Below are 11,398 nucleotides of genomic sequence, written 5' to 3' on the forward strand. Positions count from 1 at the left end.
TTTGTTTAAGTCTTGTACCATTTTAATTGCAATATCAATGTTTCTTTGTTTTGATAATGTGTGGGTTAAACCTAAACCGAAGAAGAGAACACCGAATTCAGCGTTTTTCATTTCTTCTGCTAATTCGTAAATGTCTTCTTTAGGAATTCCAGAAATTACGTCTTGGTATAATTCTTTTCCTCTGAGAACAGCTCTGATAGCATTGTAGAAACCGTAGTCTCCGTTTTGTTCAAATCCAATCCATTTGTCTGAACATTTAGCAGTATCGGAGAATTTTGGATCCATAGTTACAACGGTTCTGTCGAATCTTCCTCTTTGTCTGAAGTATCCACGACAGAATGCAGCGTATCTTGCTAAGTGTCTTGGGTGAGAGTTCATAGCGTTACTTCCAGAGTAAACAATCATGTCAGCTCTGTTTTGAACTTCCCCTAAGGTTTGAATAGGGTAACCTGCGTTTTGTACAGCTTGGAGGGAAGGACCGTGACAGATAGTAGCTTGGTTATCTAAAACTGCACCGATATATTCCCCTAATAATACACCTTCTCTCATACATTCGGTAGAGGTTTCAGACCAACCGTAAAATACTGGTCTGATGGAATTAGCGATATATTCAGCAGCTTTGTCTAAAGCGGTATCCCAGTCAACTTCTTTGAGTTCTCCGTTTTCATCCCTAATCATTGGAACAAGTAATCTTTGATCCATATCTTCCATAATTTTACTTGCACCTAATCTGCATGCGTGTCTTACAGCAACTACGTGATTGTCTTTAACTAAGTAGTCTAAGTCGTCACAGTTACAACCACAGAATGCACAGGTACAGTTTTCAACAATGTAATCGTAATCAGTTACAGGTGGTTCATAAGTCATGATCAATCAACTCCTCCCATTTACGTCCGTGATAAACAGGTAATTCACCTAAAGATTCCATGTTTTCTACAACATCGTCATCTTCTTCATCAACGTATTTTTTGTATACCCATCTCATTAAGTCAGCCATGAGTAAAACTTTTCTGTCTGTTTTTTCTACGGTACAGCGAATACCTTTGTAAGTAGGGTCAGAACAACAGTAAGTATCGTGACTTACAATAGTGTTAGCCCATGGACCTTTACAAATGAATACGGTACCTTCGTGAGGTGCATCTCTTGATACTGCACAGTTTACTACTACTTCACCGAAATCGGTTTTTACAAGTACGGTATCCCAGTTGTTTACACCTAATTTTGCCATATCTCTTGGATCCATGTAACAAGTTCCAGAAGCGTTTTTGTATTCTTCTTTTAAGGTGGATCCTCTTTTCTTACAAGCACCTTGGTAAATGTCAGATCCTGTGTTTAACATACATTTTAAAACATCAGTTGTTCCTTCACCAGTGATTTTTACATCAGGTACTACAGGTTTTTCTAAATAAGTATTAGCATAATGCATATAATAATCCCCCTATTCTAACCATATAGCATTTACTGGGCAGAACATTTGACATGTTCCACATTCTTCACATTTTTCAGGACTAAAGAGTTTGATGAATCCGTTTTCTACCATCATAACAACTTCTTCAGTCTTTGCACCATTACCACCAGCATTTTCAGGACTGATAGCTGCATTGACAGGACATGCAATTACACAAATCCCGCATCCTAAACAATTATCTTGATTAACTTTAAGTTCCATATAATCACCTAGTCTTTAATTGCTTCTAAAGCGTCTGCCCAAGTAGCTGATTTTGTAGGAGTGTGGTCAACAGCAGTTCTTTTTACAGTAATTGCACCGTTAGGACATGCTTTTGCACATGCTTTACAACTTACGCAGTAATCTGGATAAGCAGTAACATGTTCCATTCTAGAACCTGGACCGGAAGATACTGGGAATGCTAAAGCATTACATTTACAGATATCTACACAAGCTCCACAAGCTTGACATTTGTCATCATCGATTTCGATGCTGCCTTCAAATGGTTTTTTGACTTTAGCTGCATCGGTAGGACAAACTCCTTCACACCATCCACAGTATACACAGAGTTCTGAATCAATGATTGAGTTTCCAGTAACAGCAGCTTTTGCAGGATCTAAATCATATTCTCCGTAGTTACATGCTCTACAAATTGCTTTAATAGCAGTGGTAGGACAGGATTTTTTACAAACAAGACAATATACACATTTATCTTTGTCAATAACAATGGATTCTTTACCAGTTTCATTATCAACAACGATAGCTTCTGCAGGACATAATTCTTGACATATACCACAGTAGATACATTCTTCATCATCTACTTCGATTTCACCAGTTACTAAATCAGCACGATTTGGTAAAACTCTTTCAATGACGATAGCATCACGAGGACATGCAACTTCACATCTTTTACAGTAAATACATTCATCATCATCAATTTCTGAGAAAGCGTTGTAATGAGGATATGCTTCAATTTCTTTGATAGGTACTCCGTCAATAGTTAATTCTAAAGCATCAACAGGACATAATCCACTACACATACCGCATAATACACATTTGCCTTCGTCAATAGTTACTCTTTGAACATCAAAGTCTTCGTGGAAATTTTGAGCAATTTTTTCGTGTCCACTGAAATAGACATCGTTAGAAATTCTATGACGTGCGCCAATAGCAATTTCATTTAAGGTAATTGCTTCAACAGGACAAGTAGATTCACAAATTCCACATCCAATACAAATGTGGTCTTTGAAAGACAAGTTTCTTACTTCTTCCGCATCCCTTGTGATGTCAAAGTTGTTGTCTTTAACCTCTTTTAAATTTCTAATCATATTAAATCTCCAAAATTTTTATTGAATTAGTTGGGCACTCATCTTCACAAAGCTGACAACCGCAACATTGTATGGAGTCTGCATGTGCCGTTAACGATTCCAGCTTGATAGCTTTCATCGAACATGCATTTACACATAATCCACAACCAATACAAGAATCTTTTATACTTACTTCGAAATCTCTTTCTCTGCAAATATTCACAATTTTACGACTCTTTTCTGGTTCATCAAACAATGCTTCAGCCATTCTCAAGAAATCCCTTGGAGACAAGTCGATGATTGTTCTTGCAACATCAATTGAGTTCCAAGACAAGTTTCTACCGTTCAGATAATGTGAAATTGTAGATCGGTCAACACCTAACTCGTCAGCAATCTCTTGGTGACTTTTACCAGCATCCTTTAATTTGACCGCAGCCAAATATTTCAAACCAGACGCAATATGTTTTGGCATTTGAACCACCATGTGTAATGATATAAATTATATTTACTTATATAAATATATTTGCCTACTAGAATTAAATAGAAATACTTATATATTACTGTGGTAATAGTACACATCTTAACTTTAAGATAGCGTCTGAAATAGCGCTAAATAAGCTATATCATAATATCATAACTATATTAATATTTAAAATAAATATTCATTAGTTTAAGTAAAAACAACAAAAGGTATGGTCTAATATTATAATAAAAAGTATAAACTTTCTGAAAATTCGTAATAAAAATCTACCTAAAAAGTATTAAAAAATCATGAAAATATTAAAAAAATTTTTAGGACAACCTAAAATGTGTAGTAACTACACATCATTTTTGAAAAAACGCGAAATAATCAAAATCCAAGCAATATAGCGAATTATATCCAATTTTTTTGCAAAACCTAAATCAAAATTCTTTCCCTAAATCTACAAAAAATAAACATAATTTTGCATCATGGAACTATGAAATTATGTAAAGAAAATATGTCATTTAACAAGAATGTGTAGTAACTACACATCCCCATCAAAAAAATATAATTAATACAAAAACCTATATTATTGTAAGGGGAAAACAAAATGAAAATAGTATCTATTGTCGGGAAAAAAAATACTGGGAAAACTTCACTAACCGTTAAAGTTATTGAAGAGCTAACAAAAAGGGGCTATAATATAGCTTCCATCAAGCATTCGCACCACTCCATAGAAATGGACAAGGAAAACACCGATACCTGGAAACACAAGCAGGCAGGTGCAAATCTTGTTGTAGGTGTCGGATCAACCACTTTTTTCAATGCCCGCCAGGAAATGGATCTTAACAGGATACTGTTTTTGCTGAAACATATTGATGAATTCGATTTCGTCATAATTGAAGGATACAAAAGCTACAACTATCCGAAAATAATTACTTCCCCTAACGTACGAGATGAATACACAATCAAGGAAGTGGATTCCTTTACAATTGACGAAGAAGGTATCATCGAACTGGCCGACCTGATTGAAGAAAGGGGCCATGACATTGTTGACACACTGTTTGCAAACAATTGCGGATTCAACAATGGCGAAGCGATTGCCCGTGAAATTCGCCAAGGAAACTTGACTATTGATGATTTGGATGAGATTCATAGCTACCTATCCGTCGATGGCCATGTAGTCGGCCTTAACAGGTTTGTAAGTGACTATTTAAAGCAAAGCGTGATTGGGGTCATCAACACACTGAACCTCGATGACTATGATGTTGAAGACATTGAAAAGATTGAGCTGATAGTTCCTAACAAAAAAAATCCTCAAAATCCGATTGATGCAAATTGCACTATCCTAATCAACAATAAAAATCTCGAAATAAATGAATTTACAACCAAAATCGTTTCAAATTCCATTAAAGCGATGGTAAATTCCATTAAAACCGAAGACAATGTCAAAAAAATAGATTTTGAAATCTCAAATATTGTCGACGGAGATTTAACAAAATCAGATATATTGCTTAAAACAAATGACCATGATGTTGAAATCAATAAATTCACCCAGGGAATTTTAAAAGAAACTATCTATGCAATAATCAATTCATTAAAACTTGAAGATGAAGAAGTTCATGAAATAAAAATAAATGTGGAAGAAGGATAATATGCTGGAAAATGTAGTCAAGGACAAATATGAAAGACCGATTCTTTCACTAAGAATCACAATTACCAATAGATGCAATGAAAACTGCATATACTGCCATCATGACGGAATGGTTTCATCAAAAGATGAAATGACACCTGAAGAATTATATACTATCTGCAAAGTTGCCAAAAAAATTGGAGTTAGGAAAATTAGGCTTTCCGGTGGCGATCCTCTAGTTAGAAAAGACATTGTGGAAATAGTTGAAAAGATAGCCAGTTTAGATTTCAAAGACATATCACTTACTACAAATGGTGTGCTTCTAGAAAAATATGCTCAAGATTTGAAAAATGCGGGTCTTGACAGAGTTAATGTTAGTTTAGATACATTAAATCATGACACCTACAAATTTGTTACAAATATGGATTATTTAAATGAAGCAAAAGCCGGTATTTTGAAAGCTGTTGAAGTAGGATTATACCCCGTTAAAATAAACATGGTCATCATGAAAGACATTAACAGTAATGAAGTTAAAGATATGTTTAATTTCTGTAAGGATCATGGAATCATTCTTCAGTTGATAGAATTGATTGAAAGTGAAAACTGTGATGATGATAAATTCAGTGCTGAATATCACTACCCATTAGATTCTATTGAAAATAAACTAGCTGATATAGCTGATGATGTGCGAGAACGTAAATTTATGCAAGGCCGTAAAAAATATTACATAAACGATGGAGAAATCGAAATAGTCAGACCGGTTGACAACTCTACCTTCTGTGCAAATTGCTCCAGATTAAGGATAACACCCGATGGGAAAATAAAGCCTTGCTTACTTAGAAATGATAATCTTGTAGAGTTGATTTCACATATCAGAAATGGTGAAAGTGAAGAGAAACTAGAAGAAATTTTCATAAATGGTATCAACAAGCGTGAACCGTTCAACTCTTAATCTTATTTTTATATTTTAAAGACTCAAAAAAAGAAAAATAAATTTGGCATTTAGCCAAAATTATTTGATTTTAACAGTGACTTTACCTGTACATGCCTTATATGTTTTGTTACCTACATATTTCAGGGTTCCTTTGAAAGAACCTTTTTTGGTTATTTTAATTTTAATGGTTGCCTTACCTCTGCTGTTTGTAGTGCCTTTGTAGGTTTTACCATTGATTTTTATAGAAACTTTTTTCTTTGCAAGCACTTTCTTGCCGGATTTAAGGGTTACGACAACTTTTTTAACTGCTGATTTCTTGAATGTTTTTGCAGGTGAGCTTATTTTGGTAGCTGCTTTATTTACATATAAGTAGAATGTGCTTGTTTTAGCACAAGTAGTTTTGTCACCTGCAAATTTGACTGTACAGGAGTATTTTTTGATTGCAGAAATTGCAATCTTTGTTTTATATTTACCATCTGCATCGGTTTTGCCTGTGTAGGTTTTGCCGTTGAGTGAAATGGTAATGGCTTTGCCTGAAACTCCAGTTCCTCTTGAATTTTTAAGGACAACGGTCAAGTATTTTGCAGTAGTTGTAACAGCATAGTTCTTGTTCAAGGTCTCTATTTTGACTGGTTCTTTAAATCCTATATTGTCCTGGATTTTAAGAGGCACAGTAAAAGTAACTATTGACTTAGAGGTATAGGGGGCAAAGTCATTATTTTTTATTTGAGAAATTTTACTGCCAGTATAATAAATCAATATGTCTGATCCCCTATCGGTAGCGGTGTTGCCTTTAAAAGTATTTTCGGTGACTATGACTTTTGTATCACTTTTAATTGCACCACCCCTATTTGAAGCACCACATTTGATGAAATTATTGGATTTGATTGTTGCCACACCACTTTCTACATGGATTGCTCCACCATCTCTAGCCTTTGCATTAGTAAAATTATTTGATTGGATTGTTATAGAAGTACCTTTTTTTACCACTATTGCTCCACCACTGGTTTTAGCGTTTGTATTGGAAATATCATTGTTTAAGATTTTTATGGTATTTCCATTAATCTGCATAGTACCAGAGTAACCTTGTGTAGCTTCATTTCCATTAAATTCGTTTTTGTTTATTTCCACATTGCTTCCGTCAATGTGCAATGCACCACTGTTTTGTGCAGTATTGCTTTTGAACTTGTTGTTTGAAATGGTTGATTTGGTTTCTGAATTGACAATATTTGCTCTTAAAGCCCCTCCCATGGAAGTTGCATTATTCTCTGTAAATATATTGTTAACAAGAGTGAAATAGCCGCTTTCATATAAGGTAACTGCCCCACCAATTCTTGCCCGGTTATTCTTGAATGCATTATCTTCAATTTTATTTCCAATACCTTTATCCAAGTATAATGCTCCACCATCAGCATACTTTGCTGTGTTGCCTTCAAATGAATTACATTTGATTGAATTGTTTCCTTTATTATTTCCGGTGATAACAATGGCCCCACCATTATTAGTATTAGCCTTATTATTCCTAAAGGTGTTATTTATAATCTTATTGTTATTAGTTCCATCTATATTAACCGCTCCACCACTTTTAGTAGCAACATTTCTTTCAAAAGTACAGTTTATAAAAGTATTTCCACCTGAACTAGCGTAAAGTGCACCGCCATATTCTGCTTGGTTATCAATGAATGTGCAATTAATTATGGTTAAACCACCTACTTTACTCAAAATTGCAGCTCCACCATCGGAAATCTTAGCATTTTTAAAAATGATGTTTTTTAAAGTTACCTGAGCAGAGTTGACAACAAAAATTCTGCCCTTTTTTTCGCCATCCAATATGTGGTTATTTCCATTTATTGTAATTGGATTCTGAATGACAATGCCTCCCTCAGCAAAATCGCCACGCTGAGGGTCAGAAGTTAAAGTTATTTCTTTACCTGCTTTTGCTGATTTAATCATGATTTGCAAACCGGCAAATGAATCATCGAGACCGTCATTATCCTGAATATCAACATTTCCATAAGTGATTAGGGAATTTGAATTAAAATCAGCAAAGGAATTATTTTTGACTTGAGAGTTATCACCATTGTAAATAAATATGTCTGATCCCTCTTTTGCAGTATTGTCTTTGAAATTATTGCAAGTTATTATGGTTCTGGTGTCAGCTTTGATTGCTCCTCCTTTGTTTGTTGCGCTACATTTGGTGAAATTATTGGAGTCGGCTGTTGCTGCACCGCTTTCTACATGAATTGCTCCACCAGTTTGGGCATCCACATTGGCAATATTGTTTGATTGAATCTTTATGGAAGTGCCGGCTTTAACAACAATTGCCCCACCATTCTTTTCTGCATATGATTTTGTGATATTGTTATTTAGAATTCCCACATTATCTCCATTAACGTGGATGGAACCTGCAGAACCTGAGGCAGCTCTGTTGTTGTCAAATTCATTTGCACTTATTTCAACATTGCTTCCAGCTATATGTAATGCACCACCGTTTCCTGCAGTATTGTTTTTGAGCTTGTTATTTGAAATGGTTGTTTTTCCATTGGAATTAGAGATTATGATTCTTGCAGCCCCACCCATATTGGATGCGGTATTGGCAATGAATGTATTGTTTTTGAAGATGGAAACTCCTGTTTGATTTAAGTTAATTGCTCCACCATGCCTTGATGCAGAGTTGTTTATGAAAATATTATTTTTGATTTCCTCCCCATTTCCATTACTTAAGTATATTGCTCCACCATCAATAGTGGCCTTATTATTTTTAAAGGCGTTGTCTATAATCGTATTGCCCTCGCCATTTATATTAATTGCTCCACCACTTCGGTTAGCAATATTGCTGTCAAAAGTACAGTTTATAATTTTATTTCCACCTAGATTAGCGTAAAATACCCCGCCGGAAGGCGCCATATTATTAATGAATGTACAATTTACAAGGGTTATTGCACATCCCTTAGCCCAAATTGCAGCTCCGGAACTATCATTTAAATAGGCATTTTTAAAGACAATATTCTGCAAGGTCACATTAATAGAGTTATCAACCTTTAAAATTCTGTTTTTGCCTTTACCGTCCAATATGTGGTCATGCCCGTCAATAATTAGTCCCACTTTATCTTTTATTATTGTTGTATCTTTAATTTCATAATCGCAATCTAAGTCAATTGTATCATTATCCGATGCTGAACTAATCAATGTTTTCAGTTCTGCATCAGTCTGAACTTCAGTAGGATCATCATTGGCTGATTGAACAGCACCATCAATCGTTATACTGTCGTCGTTAGTTGCTTGCATATCATTTTGCACATCTTCAGTTGCAGATACAACGGATATTGAAAGCAGGCATATGATGAGCAATAATAATATAACTTTAAAATCAATTCTCATAAAAAAAAACTCCCAAAACATCCCCATTATTTATTACTATTAATTAAAGACGTATAAATAATTGGCTAAAAATTGTTTAAAAATGTCTGAAAAAGTTTACAATAGTTATATTATTAAATTAAATTAATTTTAAAAAAAAGAAAAAAAGGTGTATAATAAGAAAATCTTATTATAACCATTTAGCTTTGGATACGTGATCAGTGAATGGAAGTGGGTCATCACTGCCCATACCTGGGATGTATCCGTAGATTTCTCTTACTTTGTTGTTTACAGTACTCCATACTTTAGCTACAGGGATTTCACATGGACATACTTCGGAACATTGACCACAGTTAGTACATGCGTCAACCATGTGTACCATACGTGTTAAGTGGAAGAATGGAGCTGCAGGAGTGTATCCACCAGGAACCCATTCAGGACCTTCAGCTTCGAGACAGCAGTCTTCACAGAAACATAATGGACATGCTTCACGACAACCGTAACATTTCATACATTTGGAGAATTCGTCTTCGTATTGGTAGAATACATCGATGATGTCTCCAGTAGTACCTGCATAATCAACTTCTTTTTTCTCATTGGATTCTTTGAGCATGAAGTTGTTAATGTTTTCTCTGATTTTAACACCTTTTTCTTCTGGTGCGCAGGTTTCGATTAAACCAGCTTCAATAACTTTGTCTAATACTTCAGCACCAGTTTCTGAGAATACTTCTACGAAAGTAGCTTTACCAGCTAATTCGCCGATAACTCCCCAGTTACCTAAAGCTAAGTCAGCGTTGGAAGGGATTTTGAGATTACATCTTTGACAGTTTTCTCTTCTTCCCATACCTTGTTCTTCTAACTCATCGATTTTGATACCTTTTTCACCATCAGCGGTTTCCATAATGAGTTTTCCTTTGGAAATTTCTTCTTTGATAACGTCTTTAGGATCTAATTCGTATACATCTCTAATCATGTTCATGGTTGGAACAGGTGACATAGTTCCACCACAGTTTACACCGATCATAATAACGTTTTCTTCAATGATTTTTCCTTTTTTCATTAATTCTCTGATGGTCATTGCGTCACAAGGTTTACATGCGACAGCTAATTTCATGTATCTTGCACCATCTAAGTATTTGGATACGAATTTAGCAATGTTTAAAGTACCACAGTGAATGGATCCTGCAGTTTTGATTACATCAGCAGGGTCAGTGACAAGAGTTGGAACACCATCGTAAATATCGTGACCTTCGGTTACACCTACAACACCGTCAACGATACCTTCTTCTAATAAGTATTTCATGATAGTAGTTACTACTCCACCGTATTCACCTTTTTCTTTGATATCTTCAATAGCAGAGTATGCGTAGTACATATCGTTAATTTTTGCGCTCATTTAAATCTACTCCTCATTTATTTACCTACTTTTACGGTGGTAGTTGCCATATTTTCAGCTTTAATTTCTGTGTCAGTACCTTCTTTGTAGACTTCTCCTTTCATTTCGAGAACTTCAGGGAGTTTTTCTACTTGAATAGCACAAGCTTTCAATTCAACCATTTTAGATTTAGGGTCGAAAGAATCGGAGTTAGTTAATACATTTGCAGCACATTCTACGAAGTGCATTGGAATGTTTACAATACCTTCTCTGATGTCATCGGTTACACGAGCAGGAATTGCGATTTCTCCTCTTCTAGAGAATGCTCTTACAACTTCACCATTAATAATTCCTCTTGCTTCAGCATCTTTACTGTTGATTTCGATGAATCCGGTTTTAACTTCGTTGGATAAAGTTTCACATCTTCTGGTCATAGCAGCGTGATAGTGGAACAAGATTCTTGTAGTGGTTAATAATAATGGGTATTCATCATCTACAGTTTCAACAGGTCCTTTGTGTTCTAATGCTTGGAAAACACCTAATCCGTCAGGGTGTGCGAATTTTTCTTTGTGCATTAATGGTTGACATGGGTCATCTTCAGATGGGCAAGGCCAGTGAAGTGCTTCAGGAGTGTCTAATCTTTCACGGTTCATACCAGCCATGATAGGAGCACATTCTCTGATTTCGTCAAAGATGTCTTCAGCAGTTTCGTAGTGGAATAATGCTCTTGGTACACCCATTCTGACTGCGATTTCTTCCATGATTTTCCAATCTAACCATGCGCCTTCAGGAGGTTCTTGTGCTTTGTGTAAGCATTGTACTCTTCTTTCACCACTGGTGAAGGTACCTTCTTGTTCACCCCAACCTGCTGCAGGTAAT

General features: G+C 35.4%; 9 protein-coding genes and 1 pseudogene. 2 read left to right on the forward strand and 8 right to left on the reverse strand.

The genetic code is table 11. The features are described 5' to 3' along the window. The 5 genes from QZU81_RS09490 to QZU81_RS09510 all read right to left on the reverse strand — a co-directional run. The coding region (locus QZU81_RS09490) for a formylmethanofuran dehydrogenase subunit B (protein ID WP_295591518.1) at window positions 1–867 on the reverse strand (867 nt) is incomplete at its 3' end. After that, window positions 857–1,426, reverse strand: a complete 570-nt coding sequence (locus QZU81_RS09495; protein ID WP_067040048.1) for a molybdopterin dinucleotide binding domain-containing protein — start codon at window positions 1,424–1,426, stop codon at window positions 857–859. The genes QZU81_RS09490 and QZU81_RS09495, both read right to left, overlap by 11 nt. Window positions 1,427–1,438: 12 nt before the next feature. Next, the gene (locus tag QZU81_RS09500) at window positions 1,439–1,669 is read right to left on the reverse strand and encodes a ferredoxin family protein (protein ID WP_295591519.1); all 231 of its coding nucleotides are present in this window, start codon (window positions 1,667–1,669) and stop codon (window positions 1,439–1,441) included. 8 nt (window positions 1,670–1,677) lie between these two features. Beyond that, on the reverse strand, window positions 1,678–2,775 hold the full coding sequence (gene fwdF / locus QZU81_RS09505; RefSeq protein WP_295591520.1) for a tungsten-dependent formylmethanofuran dehydrogenase subunit FwdF: 1,098 nt from the start codon (window positions 2,773–2,775) through the stop codon (window positions 1,678–1,680). 1 nt (window position 2,776) lies between these two features. Then, the gene (locus QZU81_RS09510) at window positions 2,777–3,238 is read right to left on the reverse strand and encodes a 4Fe-4S binding protein (protein WP_295591521.1); all 462 of its coding nucleotides are present in this window, start codon (window positions 3,236–3,238) and stop codon (window positions 2,777–2,779) included. Between the two features lie 589 nt (window positions 3,239–3,827). Here QZU81_RS09510 and mobB point away from each other — a divergent pair. Both mobB and moaA read left to right on the forward strand, forming a co-directional pair. Further along, a complete protein-coding gene (mobB, locus tag QZU81_RS09515; RefSeq protein WP_295591522.1) occupies window positions 3,828–4,871 on the forward strand; it encodes a molybdopterin-guanine dinucleotide biosynthesis protein B in 1,044 nt (347 codons plus the stop codon). Window position 4,872: 1 nt separating this feature from the next. Continuing rightward, a complete protein-coding gene (moaA, locus tag QZU81_RS09520; RefSeq protein WP_295591523.1) occupies window positions 4,873–5,802 on the forward strand; it encodes a GTP 3',8-cyclase MoaA in 930 nt (309 codons plus the stop codon). Between the two features lie 60 nt (window positions 5,803–5,862). Here the strand turns inward: moaA and QZU81_RS09525 are convergent, their stop codons facing one another. The 3 genes and pseudogenes from QZU81_RS09525 to QZU81_RS09535 all read right to left on the reverse strand — a co-directional run. Beyond that, window positions 5,863–9,165 carry a right-handed parallel beta-helix repeat-containing protein gene (locus QZU81_RS09525; protein ID WP_295591524.1) on the reverse strand — a complete coding sequence of 1,101 codons (3,303 nt, stop codon included), beginning with the start codon at window positions 9,163–9,165 and terminating at the stop codon, window positions 5,863–5,865. 169 nt (window positions 9,166–9,334) lie between these two features. Continuing rightward, the gene (locus tag QZU81_RS09530) at window positions 9,335–10,540 is read right to left on the reverse strand and encodes a Coenzyme F420 hydrogenase/dehydrogenase, beta subunit C-terminal domain (protein WP_292827348.1); all 1,206 of its coding nucleotides are present in this window, start codon (window positions 10,538–10,540) and stop codon (window positions 9,335–9,337) included. Between the two features lie 113 nt (window positions 10,541–10,653). Next, window positions 10,654–11,398, reverse strand: a pseudogene (locus QZU81_RS09535) (molybdopterin oxidoreductase family protein); the annotation flags it as partial.

It is taken from the genome of uncultured Methanobrevibacter sp. (assembly GCF_902770715.1).
In the GTDB taxonomy this organism is placed as follows: domain Archaea; phylum Methanobacteriota; class Methanobacteria; order Methanobacteriales; family Methanobacteriaceae; genus Methanocatella.

What these genes read in the sequence shown, in the direction of transcription:
- QZU81_RS09495 (WP_067040048.1), bottom strand. Translation starts at nt 1,426, where the DNA reads ATGCATTATGCTAATACTTATTTAGAAAAACCTGTAGTACCTGATGTA.
- QZU81_RS09500 (WP_295591519.1), bottom strand. Translation starts at nt 1,669, where the DNA reads ATGGAACTTAAAGTTAATCAAGATAATTGTTTAGGATGCGGGATTTGT.
- fwdF (WP_295591520.1), bottom strand. Translation starts at nt 2,775, where the DNA reads ATGATTAGAAATTTAAAAGAGGTTAAAGACAACAACTTTGACATCACA.
- QZU81_RS09510 (WP_295591521.1), bottom strand. Translation starts at nt 3,238, where the DNA reads ATGGTGGTTCAAATGCCAAAACATATTGCGTCTGGTTTGAAATATTTG.
- mobB (WP_295591522.1), top strand. Translation starts at nt 3,828, where the DNA reads ATGAAAATAGTATCTATTGTCGGGAAAAAAAATACTGGGAAAACTTCA.
- moaA (WP_295591523.1), top strand. Translation starts at nt 4,873, where the DNA reads ATGCTGGAAAATGTAGTCAAGGACAAATATGAAAGACCGATTCTTTCA.
- QZU81_RS09525 (WP_295591524.1), bottom strand. Translation starts at nt 9,165, where the DNA reads ATGAGAATTGATTTTAAAGTTATATTATTATTGCTCATCATATGCCTG.
- QZU81_RS09530 (WP_292827348.1), bottom strand. Translation starts at nt 10,540, where the DNA reads ATGAGCGCAAAAATTAACGATATGTACTACGCATACTCTGCTATTGAA.